General features: G+C 70.4%; 20 protein-coding genes. 11 read left to right on the forward strand and 9 right to left on the reverse strand.

Features of this window, described 5'->3' with window-relative positions; all coding sequences use genetic code 11:
- Window positions 1-5: 5 nt before the first annotated feature.
- From GF068_RS36360 to GF068_RS36370, 3 genes are all read left to right on the forward strand, one after another.
- Window positions 6-683 (forward strand): dienelactone hydrolase family protein, encoded by a 678-nt coding sequence (locus GF068_RS36360; protein WP_170319881.1) that lies wholly within the window; start codon window positions 6-8, stop codon window positions 681-683.
- A 47-nt stretch (window positions 684-730) separates the two neighbouring features.
- On the forward strand, window positions 731-1,351 hold the full coding sequence (locus GF068_RS36365) for a PE-PGRS family protein (protein ID WP_153824148.1): 621 nt from the start codon (window positions 731-733) through the stop codon (window positions 1,349-1,351).
- Window positions 1,352-1,473: 122 nt separating this feature from the next.
- Window positions 1,474-2,460 carry a serine/threonine-protein kinase gene (locus tag GF068_RS36370; RefSeq protein ID WP_240807953.1) on the forward strand — a complete coding sequence of 329 codons (987 nt, stop codon included), beginning with the start codon at window positions 1,474-1,476 and terminating at the stop codon, window positions 2,458-2,460.
- Between the two features lie 22 nt (window positions 2,461-2,482).
- Here GF068_RS36370 and GF068_RS36375 read toward each other — a convergent pair whose 3' ends face one another.
- Window positions 2,483-3,226 (reverse strand): PA2169 family four-helix-bundle protein, encoded by a 744-nt coding sequence (locus GF068_RS36375; RefSeq protein WP_170319882.1) that lies wholly within the window; start codon window positions 3,224-3,226, stop codon window positions 2,483-2,485.
- A gap of 75 nt (window positions 3,227-3,301) precedes the next feature.
- Here GF068_RS36375 and def point away from each other — a divergent pair, with 75 nt between their 5' ends.
- Window positions 3,302-3,877: a peptide deformylase gene (def, locus tag GF068_RS36380; protein WP_338046723.1), complete on the forward strand. Its 576-nt coding sequence runs from the start codon at window positions 3,302-3,304 to the stop codon at window positions 3,875-3,877.
- A gap of 4 nt (window positions 3,878-3,881) precedes the next feature.
- On the opposite strand, the gene GF068_RS36385 is transcribed toward def, so the two are convergent.
- Complete coding sequence (locus GF068_RS36385; protein ID WP_153824151.1) at window positions 3,882-4,106, reverse strand: HNH endonuclease; 225 nt, start codon at window positions 4,104-4,106, stop codon at window positions 3,882-3,884.
- 265 nt (window positions 4,107-4,371) lie between these two features.
- Here GF068_RS36385 and GF068_RS36390 point away from each other — a divergent pair, with 265 nt between their 5' ends.
- Both GF068_RS36390 and GF068_RS36395 read left to right on the forward strand, forming a co-directional pair.
- Window positions 4,372-4,893, forward strand: a complete 522-nt coding sequence (locus tag GF068_RS36390) for a hypothetical protein (RefSeq protein WP_153824152.1) — start codon at window positions 4,372-4,374, stop codon at window positions 4,891-4,893.
- Window positions 4,890-5,603, forward strand: coding sequence for a hypothetical protein (locus tag GF068_RS36395; protein WP_153824153.1), 714 nt, complete (start codon window positions 4,890-4,892; stop codon window positions 5,601-5,603). Before GF068_RS36390 ends, GF068_RS36395 begins: the two co-directional genes overlap by 4 nt.
- Window positions 5,604-5,667: 64 nt before the next feature.
- On the opposite strand, the gene GF068_RS47245 is transcribed toward GF068_RS36395, so the two are convergent.
- From GF068_RS47245 to GF068_RS36410, 3 genes are all read right to left on the reverse strand, one after another.
- Window positions 5,668-6,561, reverse strand: coding sequence for a DUF3105 domain-containing protein (locus GF068_RS47245; RefSeq protein WP_153824154.1), 894 nt, complete (start codon window positions 6,559-6,561; stop codon window positions 5,668-5,670).
- Window positions 6,562-6,605: 44 nt separating this feature from the next.
- Complete coding sequence (locus tag GF068_RS36405; protein ID WP_153824155.1) at window positions 6,606-7,085, reverse strand: TraR/DksA family transcriptional regulator; 480 nt, start codon at window positions 7,083-7,085, stop codon at window positions 6,606-6,608.
- Between the two features lie 107 nt (window positions 7,086-7,192).
- Window positions 7,193-9,190 (reverse strand): hypothetical protein, encoded by a 1,998-nt coding sequence (locus GF068_RS36410; RefSeq protein WP_153824156.1) that lies wholly within the window; start codon window positions 9,188-9,190, stop codon window positions 7,193-7,195.
- A 102-nt stretch (window positions 9,191-9,292) separates the two neighbouring features.
- On the opposite strand from GF068_RS36410, the gene GF068_RS36415 reads away from it, so the two are divergent.
- Window positions 9,293-10,018: a hypothetical protein gene (locus GF068_RS36415; protein ID WP_153824157.1), complete on the forward strand. Its 726-nt coding sequence runs from the start codon at window positions 9,293-9,295 to the stop codon at window positions 10,016-10,018.
- On the opposite strand, the gene GF068_RS36420 is transcribed toward GF068_RS36415, so the two are convergent.
- From GF068_RS36420 to argC, 3 genes are all read right to left on the reverse strand, one after another.
- Window positions 9,984-11,222, reverse strand: a complete 1,239-nt coding sequence (locus tag GF068_RS36420) for an NAD(P)/FAD-dependent oxidoreductase (RefSeq protein ID WP_153824158.1) — start codon at window positions 11,220-11,222, stop codon at window positions 9,984-9,986. The genes GF068_RS36415 and GF068_RS36420 overlap by 35 nt on opposite strands.
- 13 nt (window positions 11,223-11,235) lie before the next feature.
- Window positions 11,236-13,359 carry a bifunctional glutamate N-acetyltransferase/amino-acid acetyltransferase ArgJ gene (argJ, locus tag GF068_RS46640; protein WP_338046724.1) on the reverse strand — a complete coding sequence of 708 codons (2,124 nt, stop codon included), beginning with the start codon at window positions 13,357-13,359 and terminating at the stop codon, window positions 11,236-11,238.
- 66 nt (window positions 13,360-13,425) lie between these two features.
- A complete protein-coding gene (gene argC / locus GF068_RS36430; protein ID WP_338046725.1) occupies window positions 13,426-14,472 on the reverse strand; it encodes an N-acetyl-gamma-glutamyl-phosphate reductase in 1,047 nt (348 codons plus the stop codon).
- Between the two features lie 111 nt (window positions 14,473-14,583).
- Here argC and GF068_RS36435 point away from each other — a divergent pair, with 111 nt between their 5' ends.
- The 4 genes from GF068_RS36435 (at window position 14,584) to GF068_RS36450 (ending at window position 18,474) form a co-directional block, all read left to right on the forward strand.
- Window positions 14,584-15,018, forward strand: a complete 435-nt coding sequence (locus GF068_RS36435) for a hypothetical protein (protein ID WP_153824159.1) — start codon at window positions 14,584-14,586, stop codon at window positions 15,016-15,018.
- Between the two features lie 42 nt (window positions 15,019-15,060).
- Window positions 15,061-15,540, forward strand: coding sequence for a hypothetical protein (locus GF068_RS36440; RefSeq protein ID WP_170319883.1), 480 nt, complete (start codon window positions 15,061-15,063; stop codon window positions 15,538-15,540).
- Between the two features lie 80 nt (window positions 15,541-15,620).
- Window positions 15,621-17,189 (forward strand): protein kinase domain-containing protein, encoded by a 1,569-nt coding sequence (locus tag GF068_RS36445; protein ID WP_153824161.1) that lies wholly within the window; start codon window positions 15,621-15,623, stop codon window positions 17,187-17,189.
- 4 nt (window positions 17,190-17,193) lie between these two features.
- A complete protein-coding gene (locus GF068_RS36450; protein WP_153824162.1) occupies window positions 17,194-18,474 on the forward strand; it encodes an agmatine deiminase family protein in 1,281 nt (426 codons plus the stop codon).
- 9 nt (window positions 18,475-18,483) lie between these two features.
- On the opposite strand, the gene GF068_RS36455 is transcribed toward GF068_RS36450, so the two are convergent.
- Window positions 18,484-19,293 carry a carbohydrate-binding family 9-like protein gene (locus GF068_RS36455; RefSeq protein WP_170319884.1) on the reverse strand — a complete coding sequence of 270 codons (810 nt, stop codon included), beginning with the start codon at window positions 19,291-19,293 and terminating at the stop codon, window positions 18,484-18,486.
- Window positions 19,294-19,295: the final 2 nt, after the last annotated feature.

A 19,295-nucleotide genomic window follows, 5' to 3' on the forward strand; every position in this document is an offset into this window, starting at 1 on the left:
GTACGATGTACGAACCGATCAAGTTTCCTACGAAGAGTGGGGCGGAGGCCCCGGGGGAGCTCGTGGCGCCCGAGGGCGCGGAGCGGGCGCCTGCGGTGGTCCTGATCCAGGAGTGGTGGGGGCTCAACGGGCAGATCCGTCACGTCGCGGCCCGGCTCGCGCGCGAGGGGTTCCTCGTGGCGATCCCCGACCTCTACCACGGCCGGTGGACCATCGACCCCGAAGAGGCCCAGAAGCTCATGGAGGGGCTCGATTGGGGCAAGGCGCTCGATCAGATCGGCGGCGCGGCGGCTTACCTCAAGGACCACCCGCGCAGCAACGGGCACGTCGGCGTGGTCGGGTTCTGCCTCGGCGGCGCGCTCTCGTTCGCCACGGCCACCGTCGTGCCGGAGCTCGAGGCCGTCGTGCCGTTTTACGGGCTCGCGCCGTCCGAGAAGTTCGATTACTCCAAGGTGAAGGCCCCCATCCTGGCGCATTTCGCCAGCAAGGACGAGTGGGCGAAGGCGGATGGCGCCAGGGCCGTCATGGAGCAGATGCGTTCGCGTGGACAATCCATGGAGCTCCACGTGTACGAGGCCGGGCACGCGTTCGCGCACGAGGCGCGCAAGGACGTGTACGTCCCGGAGGCGGCCGCGCTCGCCTGGAGCCGCACCATTGCTTTCTTGCACCAGCACCTCGGCTGATCCGAGGGGCTCGTTTTCCAGGTCGTGACCCGGTCGGAGGTTGGTCGATGAATCGTTGGAACAAGCTTTGGCTTATCACCTTGCCGTGCGCCGTCGCGCTCGGCTTCGCAGGCGTGGGATGCTCGGACAATCCGGACGACGGTTCGGGCGGCAGCGGCGGAGAGGGCGGGTCGCCGGCGAGCAGCAGCTCGAGCAGCGGCATGGGCGGCTCGGGCGGCGGGGCCGGCGGGGCCGGCGGCGGCGGCTGCGGCGATACGATGACGGACGCGATGAACTGCGGCGCCTGCGGCAATGAATGCGCGCCCGGCCAGACCTGCGCCGGCGGCGTGTGCACCTGCGGCTCGGCGAGCGTCGCGTTCGCGGACGTGCAGACGCTCCTGACGGCGAGCTGCGCCGTGGGCGGCTGCCATTCGGGCGCGGCGCCGAAGCAGGGTCTCGATCTGACGAGCGCGAACGCCCATGCCGCGCTCGTGAACGTGGCGGCCGACCAGTGCGCGGACGGGACGCGGATGCGCGTCAAGCCGGGCGAGCCGTCGGAGAGCTACCTCATCGACAAGATGATGAACGTCGACAAGTGCGCGGGGAACAGGATGCCGCCTTCGATCGCGCTCTCGGACGACAAGATCCAGACCGTGTCGGACTGGATCTGCGGCGGCGCGATGCCCTGATTTTCTCGCGAACGGGATGGGGACCGATGTATTGCCCGCGTTGTCTCAGGCGTTTCGAGGATGAAGAGCACCGCTTTTGTCCCTATGACGGGGCGAAGCTCGCCGCGACGCCCGACGTATCGTTGCTCCGCGCCAAACCCACCGCCGAGACGGGTACGGTGCTCGGAGGCCGGTACGAGGTGCGGGGGCTCATCGGTCGGGGGGGGATGGCCCGGATCTACCTGGCGCTGGATCGGAACACGAGCGAGCCGGTCGCCATCAAGATGCTCGACTCGCTGCACCTGCGCGCTCCCGGAGCGCGCGCGCGTTTCGACCGGGAGGCCAAGGCGGCGAACGCCCTCGCCCACCCGAACATCGTGAAGGTCCTCGACACGGGCGAGCGGCAGGACGGGGTGCCGTTCCTCGTCATGGAGTATCTGTTCGGCGAGACGCTCGGAGATTGGCTCCGGCGCGAGACCACGATGCCGCTCCATATCGCGCTGCCCGTGCTCTCGCACACGGCGTCTGCGCTCGCGGCAGCGCACCGCGCGGGGATCGTGCACCGCGACGTGAAGCCGGACAACCTGTTTCTGGTCGGCGAGCCGGGCGAGCCTTACAACACGAAGGTGCTCGATTTTGGTTTGTCGAAGCTCGAGGCGGCGAAGGCGGTGACGCAGGCCGGGGTGGCCGTGGGCACGCCGGAGTACATGCCGCCGGAGCAGGTGGTGGGGGACAAGTCGGACCCGCGCTCGGACGTGTATGCGCTCGGCGTGATGATGTATCGAATGCTCGTCGGGGAGCTGCCGTTCCGCGCGGACGATTATGCCGTCTTGCTGGCGAGGCAGCTCATCGTGCCGCCGCGCGAGCCGTCGGAGGTGCAGCCGGGGATCGATCGGGCCACGGAGGGCGTGATCATGAAGGCGCTGCGCAAGCGGCCCGAGGATCGGTACTCGACGATGGAGGCGCTCTGCGACGACCTCGAGCGGCTCATGGGCAAGCGGCTCGGCTCGCTGTCGGCGGGGCTCTTGCCGCGAGGGCCGGACGTGTACGAGCCGAAGGATCAGCTCTCGCGGACGGCGACGAAGTTTTTTTACAACAAATTGGGGATGACGCCGCCCGCCTGGAAATGACCGGCGGGCGGCGCCCCTCGCTTCAGGCCGCCTTCACGAACTTCTGCAGCGATTGCGCGAGGTCGTGCGTGCGTTGTTGCTCGGGCGCGAGCTCCTGGAGGACGAAGTCGCGCACGGGCGGCTCGAGCTCGTCCATGTCCCGGGTATATCGCTTCTTGCCCTGATCCTCGCCCTCCTCCAGCGCGGCGAGCGCGGCGCGGTGGCCGAGCAGGTCGGCGCCGCGTTGCACGATACGCGCGAAGGCGCCCCACACGCCCGAGCTCTGCGCGGGCTCGCCGCCGAGCTCGCGCACCTTGTCGCGCAGGCGATCGACCCGCCTCTGGTGGCTCTCGCAGATCTGACGAAGCGAGCTCGTCAAATCGGCGTCGCGCACGCTGCGCAGGGCGAGCTCGTAGGTCTCGACGCTGGCCAGCTCGCCGCGCAGGAGGTCGTTCAGCCGGTCGAGCGTGTTCTCCTTCGAGGGCTCGCCCGTGCGCCGGGTCGAGGGCACCTCCTCTTTGATGGCCTCCTTGGCCGACTCGGCGGCCGCGCGTGCGACCGTGGCGACCTCGCTCGCCGCGGCCGCGATATCCCGGCCGGCGTGCTCGAGGTGCGCCTTGGCGCGCTCGATCGATCCGCTCTCGCGCTGATCGACGCTGCTGCGCTCGATCGGCGCGTTTTCTTCGCCCCGCACCTCGTGCTCGACGTCCGTCCGTCCGCTCGTCTCGGGCTCGCTGCCTTGGGGGACGTTCGTGGAGAGGTCGGGCTGGCGCTTGTCCTGGTTCATGGGGGATCCCTGGGGCGGAGCCGCTTTCGCGTCGAGCGCAGGTCGACCCTGACGTCTTCGTGGTAGGCTCGGCCCGTGACGCTCCTGAAAATTGCTCAAATTGGACATCCCGTGCTCCGCAGCCGAGCGCGCGAGGTCGAGCGGGGCGAGCTCGCCACGGCCGAGGTGCAGACGTTCATCGACGACCTCGTCGAGACCATGCGCGACGCCAATGGCGCCGGCCTCGCCGCGACCCAGGTCCACGTGCCGAGGCGGATCGTGGCGATCGAGGTCAAGGACAACCCGCGTTACCCGTACAAGCCCAACATCCCGCTGACGATCCTGGTCAATCCGGTGATCGAGCCGCTCACGGAGGAGCGATTCGACAATTACGAGGGTTGCCTCTCGGTGCCGAACCTCAGGGGCGTGGTCCCGAGGTTCGCCGAGGTGCGCGTGACGGGCTGGGATCGGCACGGCGCGCCGTTCGAACGGGTGGCGCGGGGCCTGACGGCGGGGACGTTCCAGCACGAGGTGGACCACCTCGACGGCAAGCTCTTCGTGGACCGCGTGACCGACACCTCGACGCTCTGCACGTGGGCCGAGTTCGACCGGTTCCACAAGCAGGCGTTCGTGGAGCGGATCGTGCCGTTCGTGAAACGAATGGGGGGATAATGGCTCAGGGCCGCTTCGGGCGCGCCTTCGTCCTCCGGACGCGGACCTTGCCGCCGGGGTCTTGCCGCGCGATGAAGGCGATCATCTTCGCGAGATCGGGGTGCGCGAGGAGCTCGGCGACGGTGTGATACCGGGCCTCGAGCTCCTTGTTCGTGAGCACGGCGTGGACGGCGTGGTGACAATCGCGGCAAATGGCGAGTGTCTCCTTTCCCCCGCGGCTCCGCGGCACGAGGTGATGATCCGAGGGATGCAAATTCGGCCGTTCACAAAGCGGGCAGGGCTCGATCGAGGGGGTGGCGCGAGGCATGCGGGTGGTCACACATGGTACACGGGACGCGCAGGTTGGTGATGGGCGAGGCGGCATACGTGAGCGGCCCGTTTGTCCTTCTGGACGTGGATCAGCCCACCACGCCGCGGCGCCGACGAGCGGGAGGCCCGCGCATGGGGCTTTTGAGCACGTTCGTGGCGTGGTACCCTGACCGCGGATCTCGTCGATGCAGACCTACAACCTCGCGAAGTTGAGGGCGGATCAGCCGAACCTGTGGCCGCCGCTCGTGCTGCCTGCGTGTCTGCTCGCCTGCGAGACCGCGCCCGGGACGACGAGCTCGTTCGAGCTCGCCTACTTCGCGCCAGGCGCGAACGATCCGACGATCGAAGGCTTCTCGCTGGTCCACGCGGCCGACGTCGCGGCGGCCGACGTCGCGGCGCTACGCGTGGCGGGGCGCGAGGATCTCTTGCACGTGGCGGCCGCGGGGGTGATCACGGCGATGCTGCGGGCGCGCGACGAGCTGCGCGTGGCCCGCGTCTCGAAGCGTGGTCCGTGGCTGGAGCTGCACCTGCAGAAGTCGAACGGGCGCGACGAGGGGGTGCTCGTGGCGTTCGGGACCGACGGCGCGGATCCGGAGGGCGTGCTCGCGGACGTGGTGAAGCACGTGAACGGCGCGCCCGGGGGGCGGAAGATCGCGGGCGCCGTGGCGTTCGGCGGAGGAAAGGCCGCGATCCGGGTCCTGTCATGATCACCTTCGCCTTCGGGGCCGAGGCCTGGCCGAAGAGCCTCACGGTGTCGGACGTCGAGCGCCACAAGAGCACCCTGATCCAGCAGGCGATGTTCGCGCGGCTGACGCAGCCGGCGATGGTCTTCCGGACGCTGTCACGCGGGGCGCTCTACTGGGAGCGGTGGCTGCTCGAGAAGGACCCGGGCCGCTGCGAGGAAGAGCGCGTGGTGTCGGGCCTGGAGCTCGCGCGAGACGCAGGCGACTGGAAGGAAGCCGAGCTCCTGCTCGCGCATTGCCAGGCGTCGCCGGAGCTCGTCGGGCGGCCGTTCGTGGATGCGTGGAGCGTGATCGTGCGTGATCGCCTGCCGGAGCAGGTCGACAACGAGCAGCGGCTGGAGATCGCCTTCCAGAGGTTCCGAGGCGCGAAGGACGTGCAGGACGAGGGGGCGCGCGCCGAGCTCGCCCGCGACGTGATGGCGCGCGCGATGGAGATCGGGCAGGTGGGCTCGCCGGTGCCGGTGAACTCGTTGCTCGCCCGGATCGCCGTGGCGCAGGGCTGGAACGAGGAGGCCGAGGGGTCCTACGCCGCGCTGCTCGTGTGCCGGCCGCTGTGGATCCCGTACATCGTGCAGCTCTCGGAGCTGCAGGCGAAGACGGACCTGAAGCGGGCGTTCAGCACGATCGAGACGGCGAAGAGCTTGCTCGGCAAGGATTTCTGGCTGGCGACTTGATTGAGGTGGGGGGCTCCGGTCGCCTCGCTTCGCGAGGCTCCCTCTGCCCCCCACGCCCCCCGCATCAATCGGCGCCTGCGTCCGCCGGCTCGGCCCCGCAATCGGCCGGGACGCCGCTGCCCGGGGCGAGGACGTCGACGCCGTCCGTGCAGAAATTCTCGGGCCCCTTCGCATAATACGTATCGAGGAAGGCGCCGAGCGCGGCCGTGTCGAGGCAATCGGCGCGGAGAAACGCGCCCCACGCGGCCGCGGCGAAGCGGACGTCGAGCGCGGGATCGGGCGTGACGATGATGCGCGACTTCAATGGCGCCGCGCATAGAGGATCGGCCGGGCGCGCGTCGAGAAACGCCGCGAGGGTCGCGAGCTCGGATTCGCAGCCGCCCTCGCAATGGTACGAGATGACGACCGCGCCATGCTCGAGCGAGTGGACGAGAAAACCTCGCGGGACGGGCGCGTCGTACCACTTGAACGCAGCCCACGAGGGGTAGTGAGGGCCCGAGGTCGGAGGGTTCGTCGCGTACACGACGGGGGAGCAAGCCAGGACGTGCGGAGAGGGCGTGACGGGGACGGCCATCGTGGTGACGGGACAAACGCCGGCGTCACTCGGTCCGCCGCCGCCAGCTCCGCCCGCGCCGCCGCTGCCGCTTCCGCCTGCGCCGCCTGCGCCGCCGCCGCCGCTGCCACCTGCGCCACCGCTGCCGCGCGCGCCGCCACTTCCGCCTGCGCCGCCGCCGCTTCCGCCTGCGCCCCCCTGCCCTCCCCCGCCGCTTCCCGACGAGGAGGACGCCGAGGACATGCCGGACGACGCGTCAGGCGCGTCGGCGCCTGCGTCTTCCGGCGCAGGCGACACCGTCTCGACCGGCGAGCACGCGAACACGACGACGGGCAACACGAGCGCGCCGAGAGCGCCCACGGCCCCGGCGCGCCACAAAAACGAGCGCTCTCGGCGGTGATTCACCACCGAGCGACTCTATCAGGCAGGCGCGGCCGTCGCGCCGGTTTTCAGAAGCCGCCCCGCGTGCGCGCCTCGCGCTCGAGCTGCTCCTGGTACTCCACGCTGAAGCGCGCCCAGGGCCGCGAGCGCAGGCGCGGGAAGCCGATCGGCTCCCCCGTGCCCTCGCACGAGCCGTACGTGCCGTCGCTGAACTTCGCGAGCGCACGATCGATCTCCGAGAGAAGCTGCACGTCACGCTCGAGCAGGCGCGAAGCCATGGCCGTCGCGCCCTCGATGTTCGCCTCGTCCATCTCGTCGCCGACCTCGCGGCCCGTGTCGCGCTCCTGCTCCTGGCGCGTCTCGATGCTCGCGAGTAGCTCCGCGCGCCTCGTCTCGAGCAAGGTGCGCAGCTCCTCCCGCTGCTCGAGCGTGAGCTCGGGCTCTTCGTCGATCGACTCGGGGTTCAGCGCGCCAGCGCGCGTCGCAGGCCTCGCACCAGGCCCTCGCGGCGCGATGCTCCCGATCCCTACTCCCTTTCGAGCGTCCATGGTCCCCTTTGCCGTTCGGCGAGTGTTTTCCGGACGAACGGCAAAGGACATGCCCTCCGCCCTGCGCACGATTCGCACGTCGCGCGAAGGCAGAGAGGCTAGCAGCCTCAGCGGCGGGCGCCGCCGAACGCGAGCGTTTTGATGAGCCAGCCGATGTCCTCGAGGGCAGGCTTCGAAGCCGTCACGGCCACCTCGCCGCGCGGAGCGTCCACGGTGCCCGTGGAGCTCGACGTGATGAAGATCGGCGTGTCGCCCTGATGCGGCATCGTGGAGACGGCGCGCATGAGCTGCTCGAAGCGCGGATCTCCGCGGCGCCCGAAGGCGCCCTTCGTGCGCTCCAGGCTCTTGACCAGCGGGCCCATCGAGAGGAAGCCCGCGCTCATGTGCTTGCCCCGGCGCAGCGGGTCGAGGTCCGTGCGGGACGCGATCGTGCCCGCGTCGGGCGCGCCGGTCTTCACGGCGAGCAGGCGCTTGACGAGCTCGTCGGGCTTGCCGCCCCCGATGGCGAGCCACGTGCGCGTCTTGCCGTCCCCCATGAGCAGGACGTGCACCTCGAGGCTCACGCGGTCCTTCTGCGTGGCGCCCTTCATTTCGAGCAGCGCCGCCGGGACGTTCTCCACCTTGATCGAAAGATCGAGCGAGTCGGGCCCGAGGGCGGCAGGGCCGCGCCCCACCTTGACCTTGGGGATCACCTTCGAAAGCTCCGGCCCGAGCTCCTTGCGGAGCGGATCCTGGAAGCCCTTGCGGTTGTACACGTCCGCGACCTTGCGGAGCTGCTTGGCGAGGTTCGCCGAGCCCTCCTCGTAGCCCACGAGGCTCCAGCCGATCCACCCGTTCACGAGGGCCTCGGCCTCTTGTTGTGGCGTGCGCTTCCCGCCCTTGGCCTCCGGCTCCACGACGCGTCCGCTCGCCGTGACCGTCTCGACGTCCTTGCCCATGGGCCAGTCGAGCAGCTCGCCGACCGCGCGGTGATCGGCCTCGGAGCCGACGTTTAGCTTCGCCAGGCCCCCTTCGAGCAGGAGCCGGAGCGTGCGCAGGATGGGCTGGAAGCGCTTCGGATCGGAGCCGCGGCCATAAACGACGCTCGCGCTCTCCTTCGGCGCGCGCCAGAAGATCGCGGGCGGCGGGCCGGCGCGCTCGGGGCGCTCGCCCATGAGGCCGCTCACCCAGGAGCTCTTGCCGCGCATGGCGAGCGCGGCGCTCGCGCGCAGGCACGAGGCCGGATCCATCGAGACGTCGAAGGTGAGTTTGTCCGCGTCCGCGGCGAAGGCGACGACCTCGTCCGCGAGGGCCGTCGCGGCGTCGACGAGCGCGCGATCGAACTTGGGCTCGCCGATCGAGAGCTCGGCCTGCGCGATCACGGGCAAACCCTGGACCTGCGTGCGCAAGAGCGAGCCGTACCGAGCCTCGGCCGGCGCGACGCGCAGCTCGAGGTGCACGTCCGAGCCCGCGCCGGGCTGGGTCGGCAAGGTACGCGTGAGGTACGGGGCGAGCGTGGTGACGTCCTTCTCCTTCGGCCCACACACGAGCCGCGCCGGCGTCGATCCCGCGGACGCCGCGATCACGCACGTCGAGCTCGACCTGCCGCCGACGCGGAACATGCCGGGGCCGAGCTCGGTGAGGGGACCGGCGCCCTCGACGGCCATCTTCGCCTTCTCGAGCGAGGTCAGGCCGAGCGAGAAGGCGACGAAGGCGCCGGCGCGCTTCGATTGTGTCTCCAGCGAGGCCACGGCGAAGACGGGCGCGTCGAGCGCGACGACGGCCGCGAGGCTACGCACGTCGACGCTCGAGGAGACCACGTCGCGCAGGAGCAACCGGACCTGCGCCTCGACGCCGGTCAAAAGCGGCTCTTGCGGCAGGGCCGCGCACGTGCCGAAGTTGTTCAGCGTGGCCGCGGGGCTCTTCCAGCCGAAGAGCGCGACGACGTCCTGCGGCTCGGGGACCGGCGAGAGGTCGTAGGCCGTCTCGGCCGGCGCCGCGACCGCGACCGGCGTGGGCTCTTTCTTCGAGGCGTCGGCCGGCGTCTTCGTGGGTTCGACGGCCGCCGGAGACGGTCCACACGCGAGTGCGAGGAGGGCAAAAGCCGAGAGGAGCGACGTGCGCATGGCCCGCTTTATACGGTGGGCCGACGCGGGCGTCGAGGAGAGCCGGAATCACGCGCGGGCTCGGGCTTGCCTTCCGCGCGGCCTCGTCCTACGCCGAGCTTCATGCGCGTACGGACCCGCCTCGAAAAGCTGCTCCGCATCACGACCCTCGGTCTGCCGGCGGTCGTCGTCGTCGTCGCCGCGGCCTGCGGCGGCGAGACCACGCCGCCTCCGGCCACACCCGAGCCGCCCCCGGCCGCGACGCCGGCCCCCGCGCCGGAGGAGACGGCCGCGCCGGAGGCACCTCCGCCCGAGCCGACCGCGAAGCCGGAGGCCGAGCCGCCGCCGCCGCCGAAGGACGCCGAGGAGCGCCCGCCGGTGCTCATGAGCTCGGAGAAAGAACTGCAGTCGATCTTCACGACGAGCCCGGGCGCGAAGCTCGAGCTCGGCGACGACGCGGGCCGCGCCGTCTTCCGCATCCGCGAAGGCTCGCTCGGCTCGGCCCACATCATCACGTTCAAGATCGACCCGAAGGGCAAGTCGACGGGCGTGCCGATCGGGAAGATCTACCGGATGCTCGTGCAGATCGAGAACTCGGCGGAGACGCCCACGCTCGAGACCCTGGACAAACCCTTCGAGTTCAGCTTCCCCGCGGGCAACAAGAAGGACGCGAACCTCGCGATCGGCGAGCTGAAGGTCGACGACAAGGGCCGCGAGAAGATCACCTGGACGATCTACGCGCCCGAGAAGATCGACGACGCGATGGGCGTGGCGCACTTCAAGATCAAGTCGATCGGCAACTTCTACATGCACGTCACGGCGAAGCCCCCGACCGAGGCGCCCAAGTGACACGCGCCTGATCGAGCGCGACGCCGAGCAACGCCCCGCCGAGGTCGAGCGCGCTCCGTCCGAGCGCGCGCCGATCGACCCGTTCCCCCGCGAAATACTCCATCCCCGCAGCGGCGAGCGCGCGCGAGCGCGTGACCCATCGCTCGACGAGCGGGCGCGCGCCGCCGTAGACGAAGCGCGCCGCCCGGGCGCGCACGCGAAGATCGAAGCCGAGGCGGCTCGCGTGGAGCACGCGCGGGAACGAGGCGAACGAGAGGTCGCCCGAGCGGAGCGCCCGCGCGAGGAACGGGCCCGCCACGGCGCCGTACTGGATCGCCTGCGCGATCCCCTCGCCGAGCGCCGGATCGATGCCCGCGGCCTCGCCCACGAGCAACACGCGCGGCCGCGCGAAGGGCTCGTGCAGCGAGAGGCCTCGCTCGGCGAAGCGACGCAGCGACGCGGCGGGCGCGGGCACGCCTCGAGCGGCGGCGCGCGCGAGCAAACGATCACCCGGCCCGGGCTCGGTCGCGGCGCGCTCGGGCACGCCCTCGGCGCGGAGCTCGTAGATGCCCCGACAAACCAGGGGTTCTCCGCGGACGAGGGTCGGAAAGTCCCAGGCGTACCCGGGCAAACCACGGTCGCCGAGGTCGAAGTGGAGCAGGTCGCGGGGCTCGTCTTCGCTCGCCCTCTCCGTGTCGAGCTCCACGGCCTGGGCCATGAACGCGCCGCGGGGCAAGCCGAGCGCGCGCCGCACGACGCTTCCGACGCCGTCCGCGCCGACGACGGCGCGGGCGCGGATCTCGCCGATCGAGGTCTCGAGACGCGCCGCGTGTTCGCCGACGACGAGCCCCGTGACCTTCACGCCATCGCGCACCCGCACGCCGCGCGCCATGGCCACCGCGGCGAAGGCGTGATCGAACTCGACGCGCCGGACGACACGACCGATCGGAGGCCCGTCGGCGCGCGTGGCGAGGCTTCGGCCCGAGGCGTCCACGGACAAACCTCGAATGGGGACCGAGGGGACGTCGACGCGCGCGCCGATCGACGCGAGCAGTTTGTCCGCGCGCGCGCCGATCGCGCCCGCGCAGACCTTCTCCCGCGGGTACTTGCCTCGCTCGATCACGAGGATCCGATCGGCGAGCCGGGGCGACGTGTGCGCGAGGAAGAGGGCCGTCGAGATGCCGGCCGGGCCGCCGCCGACGATCACGATCTCCGCGTCGAGCATGGCGAGGGCGGGCTCAGCTCATGGGGAACTCTTCGCCCTCTTTCGGAGCGCCTGCGCGGATCATCGTGCCGACGCCTCGCGAGGTGAAGAGCTCGGCCACCACGTTGTGCGGGACGCGGCCGTCGATGATGTGCACCGTCTCGACGCCGCCTTCGAGCGCGCGCAGGATCGAGGCCGCCTTCGGGAGCATGCCGCCCGTGACCGTGCCGTCACGCATACGCGCCTCGAGCTCCTCGGCGCTCATCTCCGAGACGAGCAGGCCGTTCGAAAGGATGCCGGCGACGTCCGTCAGGTAGATGAGCTTGCGCGCGCCACACGCGACCGCGACCTCGGCGGCGACGGTGTCGGCGTTGATGTTGTAGGTGCTGCCGTCCTTGCCGAGGCCGATCGGCGAGATGACGGGGATGTAACCCTTGCCGAGCAGGAGCTCGAGCACATCGGGATCCACACGCGCGACCTCGCCGACGTAGCCGAGGTCCTTGCCGGGCGGCATGTTCATCTTGCGCGCCTCGATGAGGCCGCCGTCCTTGCCGGACAGACCCACGGCCTTCGTGCCCGCGCGCGCGAGCGAGGCGACGACCTCCTTGTTGATCTGGCCCGTGAGGACCATCTCGACGATCTTGAGGCTGCCGGCGTCGGTGACGCGCAGGCCGTCGACGAACTCGCTCGTCTGCCCCATCTGCTCGAGCGTGCGCGAGATCTCGGGGCCGCCGCCGTGCACGATGATCGGCCGCAGGCCCACGGCCTGCAGCAGGCGCACGTCCTCGGCGAAGCGATCCTTGAGGTCGGCGCGCACCATCGCGGCGCCGCCGTACTTGATCACCGCGCGCGTGCCGGCGAAGCGCTCGATGTAGCGGAGCGCCTGCACGAGCGTGTCGGCCTTGAGCTCCGGCGTCTTGTGGTCGAGGCTCGGATCACGCCGCACCGGGCCCTCGGGGTCGACGAGCACCGCGGCGTAGTCGGCGTTGATTCGTACGTAGTCGTAGGAGAGGTCGCAGCCCCACGCCGTCGCCTCGCCCGGGCCGTCGCCGACCTCGACGTCGACGAAGACCTCCTCGCCGCGGAGGAGCGCGCGGAGCGCGTCGGCGTCGAAGGGCTGCGGCTTGCCCTGCGCGAAGACGAGCACGTTCTGCATGCGCACGCTCGTGACGCCCGGATCGAAGCGGATGTGTTGCTCCGACGCGCGCGCGCCGATCGCGGCGAGCACGCGGCCCCAGTTCGGATCGGTCCCGAAAAACGCGGCCTTCGAGAGGTTCGACTCGGTGACGGCACGCGCGAGCGAGCGCGCGGTCGTGAGGTCCTCGGCGCCACGCACGGTCACCGTGACGAGGTGCTGCGCGCCCTCGCCGTCGCCGGCGATCGTCCGCGCGAGCTCCTTGCAGAGGTCGACGATCGCAGCCGCGAAGGTCTGCGCCTCGGGCGAGTCGCGGCGCGTGATCGGGTCGTTCTCGGCCATGCCGTTGGCGAGGACGAGGACCTGATCGTTCGTCGACGTGTCGCGATCGACGCTGACCATGTTGAACGTCTCGTCGACGGCGCCGCGCAGGATCGCGTCGAGCACGGTGACGTCGATGGCCGCGTCCGTCACGAGGAACGCGAGCATCGTGGCCATGTTCGGGTGGATCATGCCCGAGCCCTTGGCGATGCCGGCGATCCGCACGCGATCACCGCCGAGGAAGATCTCGCGCGAGGCGAGCTTCGTGCAGGTGTCGGTCGTGAGGATCGCCTCGGCCGCGGGCGCGGGATCCTGACCGAGCTTCGCGATGAGGCCGGGCACGGCGGCGGCGACCTTTCCATGCGGCAAGGGCACGCCGATGACGCCGGTCGAGCAGGTGAGCACCGCGTCGACGGGCACGCCGAGCGCGTCGGCGACGGAGGAGGCCATGCGCTGGTTGGCGAGCACGCCCTCCTCGCCGGAGAGGCAGTTCGCGTTGCCGCTGTTCGCCACGATCGCGCGCGCGTCCGTGCGCGGCAGGCGCGCGACGTTCCAGTCGACACACGCCGCGCGAGACTTGGAGCGCGTGAAGCAACCCGCCGCGACGGCGGGCAGCTCCGAGAGCACGAGCGCGAGGTCGGGGCGTTTGACCTTGATGCCGGCCGAGACGCCGGCAAACGAGAATCCAAGCGGTATCTTCACGGGCCACCTCGGAGGTTGGGGAGAGCCGCGCCGGCGAGGCGACGCGGGGGAGCCCTCATCGGTCGATCAATGCGAGGAAAGCGGCGGCGCGCCGATCATCGCGCAGAGGTTCTGGAGCGCCTGCGAGGCGGCGCCCTTGAGCAGGTTGTCGAGCGCGGACGTGACGACGACCGAGCCACGCTCGGCGTCGGCGCGGACGCCGAGGCGCGCGTACGGGGTGTACGCGACCTGCGCGAGCGTGACGTCCTCCGGCGCGCGCACCTCGACGAGGTCGGCAGGGGCGTAGGCGCGCCGGAAGAGCGCCTCGACCTCTGCGTGCGGGACCTTGCCCGAGAGGCGCGCGAAGGCCGTGACGAGCAGGCCGCGGCGCACGGGCAAGAGGTGCGGGACGAAGGTCACGGAGGCGCGCACGCGGCCCGCGCGGGAGAGCGCTTGCTCGATCTCGGGCGTGTGCTGGTGATTGCCGACGCGGTACGCCGAGAGGTTCTCGTCGACCTCCATGAAGAGCAAGCGCTCCTCGACCTTGCGGCCCGCGCCCGAGACGCCGCTCTTGCCGTCGACGTACATCGACCCGGGATCGATCGCGCCCGCCTCGACGAGCGGCGCGAGCGCGAGGATCGCGGCCGTCGCGTAACAACCAGGGTTCGCGACGAGGCGCGCGTCCCTCGCGCCGCCCGCGCGGGTCGACGCGGAGGCGACCTCCGGCAGGCCGTAATGCGCCTCGGCGAGCAGCTCGGGCGCGGGGTGATCGAAGCCGTACCAGCGCGGATACGCGGCCGGGTCCTCCAGGCGAAACGCGCCCGAGAGATCGACGACGCGCACGCCGTGCGCGAGCAGCTCCGGCGCGAGGCGGGCCGAGACCTCGGCGGGCGTCGCGAGCAGCGCGACCTCGCCCTGCCGAGCGACGTTGACGGCCTCGCTCATCGGCGCGACGGAGAGCTTCGCGACGCTCGCGGGCACGCGCACGTGCTCGCCGAGCTTCGAGCCCTTCCATCGATCCGCGACGACGCCCACGAGCGAGAGCGAGGCGTGCTCGGCGACGAGCCGCGCCAGCTCGCTGCCAGCGAAGCCGCTCACGCCGACGATCGACACGGGAACTTTGGACGCACTCACGGGCGCGCTTCCCTACAGAGCGGCGACGGCATTGTCAAACGGTTGTGCGCGCTTGCCGCGTGATGGCACCTCGGTTGCTCGTCCCAGCCGCAAGCGAGGTGACCTGTGCGGATGAGAAGCAACGTGGGCGCCCAGGACGGACGACGAAAGAGGCGCACGGAACGCGGGAGGCGCGGCGCGTGGATCCTCCTGCCCGTCTTCGTGTTCTCGATGCTGGTCGTGGGCTGTACGGCCACGCTGTCGGCGGGGAGGCCAAACGTGGGCGGGTACGACGTGGCCTATGCGGACGCGGTCCCGGTCGCGATCGACGACTATCCGGCCGTGGAGTACCGCGGCCGGATCGCCTACCTGGTCGAGGGTCGCTGGTACTGGCCGACCGACGACGGCTGGGTGGTGTTCCTCGAGGAGCCGCCGGAGCTCGGCACGTACCGCACGCGGGTCCAGACCGCGCCGCGCGCCGTGCCGCCGCCCGCGGTCGAGTACGGCTATCCGGGGGTTCGTCCGACGAAACCGCAGGAGCTGCATCGCGAGTATCGTCCGCGCTGACCTTCGTCCGCGCGGACCGACGAGAACCAGGGGGAGGTTTCAATGCACAATTCCATCGTGAAATGGGCTCGCTCCGCGGCGTTCGTCCTGACCTTGGCCGCGAGCACGGCCGGGTGCGCGGCGGACGCGGCCATCTACGTGCCCGTCGGGCGCGACTCGGGCGAGGTGACGCAGCGCTGGTCGATCGGAGGTCGCTTCGACCGGCGCCTCTGCAGGACCTACGGCGCCGACCGCATGGAGCTCATCATCCGCGACACGGCCGGCGGCATCGTGGCGCGCGCGTACCAGCCCTGTGAAGAGATGCAGATGACGGTGGATCTGCCCGAGGGCAGGTACTTCGGCGAGGCGAAGCTCATCGCTCGCGACGGCTCGGAGGTGAGCACCACGCTCGAGCTTCAGCCCTTCCGCATCTACGAGGACACCGAGACGTTCATCGACACGGACTTCCCGCGCTCGTCGATGCTCACGGTGCTCTCCGTCGACACGTCGGCGTCCTCGTCGGTCGACGAAGAGGCCCCCTGATCCACGGGACACACCGCGGCGGGCGCGGCGACCGACGAGGACAGACGCGTCGGCCTTGATCTGCGTCCCCATCTTCATCCATGCTCTCGACGCTCGCCTCCGGCTCTTCGGCCGGGCGGCGCCTCGCCCACGTGCTCGTATTCGACGCGCTCTTTCACGGCCGTTACCGCGTCATCCGCGTCATCAAGGCGGGCGGCATGGGCGCGGTCTACGAGGCCTTCGACGAGGCCACGCGTCGCAGGCGCGCGCTCAAGGTGATGCTGCCCGGCACCATCGAGGACCCGATCCTGCGCGAGCGCTTCGCGCAAGAGGCCACGATCACCGGCGGCATCGAGAGTGATCACATCGTCCAGGTCTCCGACGCGGGCATCGACGAGGGCACGCGTATGCCCTTCCTCGTGATGGACCTGCTCACGGGCGAGGAGCTCGGCAGCATGCTCGAGCGCCGCGGCGCCCTGCCGCCGGCCGAGGTCGTGCTCTACCTGGGACAGGCGGCGCTCGCGCTCGACAAGACACACGCGGCGAACATCGTGCACAGGGATCTCAAGCCCGCGAACCTCTTCGTCACGACGCGCGACGACGGCAGCCCGTGCGTGAAGATCCTGGATTACGGCGTCGCCAAGGTGATGGTGGAGACGACGTTCCAGCGGCGCACGGCCATCGTCGGCACGCCGCTCTACATGGCGCCCGAGCAGGTCCTGGGCGACGGCGCGATCGGCCCGCGCGCCGACGTCTACGCGCTCGGCCACCTCGCGTTCACGTTGCTCTCCGGCGAGGCGTACTGGATGAACGAGGCGAAGAGCTCGCTCTCGCTCTTCGTGCTCTTCAAGAAGATCATGCTGGGCCCGCCCGAGCCGGCGACGACCCGCGCCGCGCGGCGAGGCGTGAAGCTCCCGCCCCCGTTCGACGCCTGGTTCTCGCGGGCCGCGAACCTCGAGCCGCAGCGGCGCCCCGAGCGCGCGACCCAGGCGATCGCCGAGCTCTGCGAGGCCCTCGGCGTCGTGACCTCGAACCCCACGATCGCCGTGGCGCTGCCTCCGCCGCCGAGCCCACGCCTCGCGCCCGCGCGACCTGCGCCCGTGGAAAGACCGATGCTCTACGCCGACCCGCCTCCGCCTTCGGCCGGGGCGCGGCCTCCGAAGAGCCGTGCGAAGCCCGTCGACGAATCGTGGGAGGACAACGTCCCGCTCTTCCGCGACCCGGCGACGGGCGCCTACAGCGAGCGGTACCTGCGCCTGACGCTCGACGAGGCGATCGGGAAGGCGAAGATGACGGGCACGAAGTTCTCGATCGTCTTCTTCGATCTGCCGCTGCGAGGGCAGGATCCGACGAGGGACAAGGCGTCGATCGACGCCGACGTGCGCGAGCTCGTGAGCACGCTGCACGGGCTCTACGGTCGGAAGAACTTCCTCGGCCGGTACGGCCCGTCGAGCCTCGTGCTCATCGTGCCCGACGCGGGCAGCAAGTTCTCCCGCACGCTCGCGAAGGCGCTCGGCGAGAAGCTCCGCGAGGAGTTCAGCAAACGCAAGGAGACGCGGCGGCTCTCGCTCCGGCTACGCGTCGGGGCAGAGCGGGTCGATCCGCTGGAGAAATCGGCGAACGATCTGATCGAGCGCGCCGCGCGGGCCGCATTGCAGAACGACGGCTGACGAGATGCGTATCGCCGTCGCCCTCCTCGGCCTGTGGCTGGCCGCGTGTACGAAGGCGCCCGCGCCGCAGGCCGAGGCGCGAGAGACGTATTCGTTCCCGGCGGAGTTCGAGCCCCACGCCTCGATATGGCTCGCCTGGCCGAGGTACGAAAACAAGGCGGGGAAACCGACCGAGCCCGTCCTCATGGGCATCATCCGCGCCCTCCACGGCCACGTCTCGGTGGACGTACTCGCCCAGGACGAGGCGGAGGCGCGCGCCATCCGGGATCGATTCGCTCGTGAGGCTGTTCCCTCGGACCACGTGAAGATCCACGCGGTGCCACACGCGGACATCTGGCTGCGCGACATGGGGCCGATCTTCGTGAAGACGAGCGGCGGCGGGCGCGCGGTCGTCGATTACGCGTTCAATTCCTGGGGATATCCCGGCTTCGATCGATCGAGCAAGGCGGCGCGGATCGAGGACGCCGTCGACCGAAGCGTGGCTCGATTGCGGGGCTTGCCGGTCGTGCCGTCGAGCCTGTCGAGCGAGGGGGGCGATCGGGAGTCGAACGGGGCGGGGACGCTGATGCTCACCGAGCGCGTGGAGCGGCAACGAAACCCGGGGCTCTCCCGCGAGCAGATCGAGGCGGAGTTTCGAAGGACGCTCGGCGCCCGGAGCTTCGTGTGGTTGCCGCAGGGAATCGTGGAGGACGACGCGACCTGGGAGGGCCCCTTGCCGGGGGGCATTTACACGCCCCTCACGCCCGGGGGGCACGTCGACGAATTCGCGCGTTTCGCGGACGCCCGTACGATCTTGCTCGGCGAGGTGACGGAGGAGGAGGCGCGGGAGGACACGATTCGAGCCATGACCCGCGAGCGGCTCGAGCGGGCGCGCGCGGCGATGGAGGCGTCGGTCGATCAGGACGGGCGACCCTTCCGGATCGTACGAGTCCCGATGCCGGAGCCGCTCTACGACACGATGGGGCCCGGCGACGGCGTCTACGAGACGATGAAGGGGATGCGGTACACGAGCGGCGTGCCTTTTCCGAAGGGCGAGCCGGTGCGAATCATCGTGTCGACGAGTTACCTGAATTTCCTGGTCACGAACGGCGTGGTCCTCGTGCAGGTGTATTTCAAAGAGGGGCGCTCCCCGCGCGTGAAAGAGAAGGACGAAGCCGCGCAGCGGATCCTCGCGGAGGCTTTTCCGGGGCGGAAGATCGTGCCGATCGACGCCGAGGCCGTGAACCTGGGCGGCGGCGGCGTGCATTGCATCACGCAGCAGGAGCCGGCCGCGGATCCTCGCTGAAGCGCAGGCCTATTCCCGCACCCACTTCACCCGGCCAAACCGCGAGGCCCGGTGGAAGTTCCCCATCCCGAGGATCGGGGACCAGGCGACGCCGCCGTTGTTCTGCATCGCATAAAAGTTCATCCGCCACACATCCCCGGACGCGGGCGGCGACGCCTTCGCCTTGAGGAACGATTTCCAGGGGATCTTCGCCTCGACGGTGTACCCCTCGTCCTTGTCCTTGTCGTCGTCGATCGTGCCGCGCAGGACGACCGCGCTCTCGAGCCCCGCGCTCCACGCCTGGTGCCCGAAAGGCCCGGCCGGACCGCCATAAGGTTTGCCGTAATCGTCGAACCGCGAGTCGAAGACCAGGTTCTGCGGGTTCACCTGGATCTCGTAATAATCCTTGTTGTCCCCGTCGCCGTCGGGGTCGATCATGATCTCGACGGTGTCCCGCTCCCAGAGGTGCGGATCCAGCGCGTCCGTGGGGAAACCGCCGCGGATCGTCGCGTCTTTCACGTCGAACCCGACATAAAGGAACTGGTCGTCCCAGACGATACGCGCGCGGCCCTGCACGGGGATCCGCGGGTTTGGCGCGCCAGTCGACACGTCGACGAACGGGCCCGTGTCCGCGGCCTTGCCCCACGCAGGTTCGTCGAGCTTGCCGTCGATCGTGATCGTCTCGCCCGACGCGAGGGCCTTGACGGTGATCTCCTTGATCACGCGCCGCGGATCCTCCGCCGGCGCGCCCTTCTTGTCCGCCTCCGGCGGGGCGATCGAATCTCGCGAGCACGCCGCCGCGAGGAGCGCGCACGCGACGAACGGCGAGGCTCGACGCATGC

Source organism: Polyangium spumosum (assembly GCF_009649845.1).
Classification (GTDB): domain Bacteria; phylum Myxococcota_A; class Polyangia; order Polyangiales; family Polyangiaceae; genus Polyangium; species Polyangium spumosum.

Coding starts and splice junctions, on each gene's coding strand:
- GF068_RS36360 (WP_170319881.1), top strand. CDS start 6: ATGTACGAACCGATCAAGTTTCCTACGAAGAGTGGGGCGGAGGCCCCG.
- GF068_RS36365 (WP_153824148.1), top strand. CDS start 731: ATGAATCGTTGGAACAAGCTTTGGCTTATCACCTTGCCGTGCGCCGTC.
- GF068_RS36375 (WP_170319882.1), bottom strand. CDS start 3,226: ATGAACCAGGACAAGCGCCAGCCCGACCTCTCCACGAACGTCCCCCAA.
- GF068_RS36390 (WP_153824152.1), top strand. CDS start 4,372: ATGCAGACCTACAACCTCGCGAAGTTGAGGGCGGATCAGCCGAACCTG.
- GF068_RS36395 (WP_153824153.1), top strand. CDS start 4,890: ATGATCACCTTCGCCTTCGGGGCCGAGGCCTGGCCGAAGAGCCTCACG.
- GF068_RS36405 (WP_153824155.1), bottom strand. CDS start 7,085: ATGGACGCTCGAAAGGGAGTAGGGATCGGGAGCATCGCGCCGCGAGGG.
- GF068_RS36410 (WP_153824156.1), bottom strand. CDS start 9,190: ATGCGCACGTCGCTCCTCTCGGCTTTTGCCCTCCTCGCACTCGCGTGT.
- GF068_RS36415 (WP_153824157.1), top strand. CDS start 9,293: ATGCGCGTACGGACCCGCCTCGAAAAGCTGCTCCGCATCACGACCCTC.
- GF068_RS36420 (WP_153824158.1), bottom strand. CDS start 11,222: ATGCTCGACGCGGAGATCGTGATCGTCGGCGGCGGCCCGGCCGGCATC.
- GF068_RS36435 (WP_153824159.1), top strand. CDS start 14,584: ATGAGAAGCAACGTGGGCGCCCAGGACGGACGACGAAAGAGGCGCACG.
- GF068_RS36440 (WP_170319883.1), top strand. CDS start 15,061: ATGCACAATTCCATCGTGAAATGGGCTCGCTCCGCGGCGTTCGTCCTG.
- GF068_RS36445 (WP_153824161.1), top strand. CDS start 15,621: ATGCTCTCGACGCTCGCCTCCGGCTCTTCGGCCGGGCGGCGCCTCGCC.
- GF068_RS36450 (WP_153824162.1), top strand. CDS start 17,194: ATGCGTATCGCCGTCGCCCTCCTCGGCCTGTGGCTGGCCGCGTGTACG.
- GF068_RS36455 (WP_170319884.1), bottom strand. CDS start 19,293: ATGCGTCGAGCCTCGCCGTTCGTCGCGTGCGCGCTCCTCGCGGCGGCG.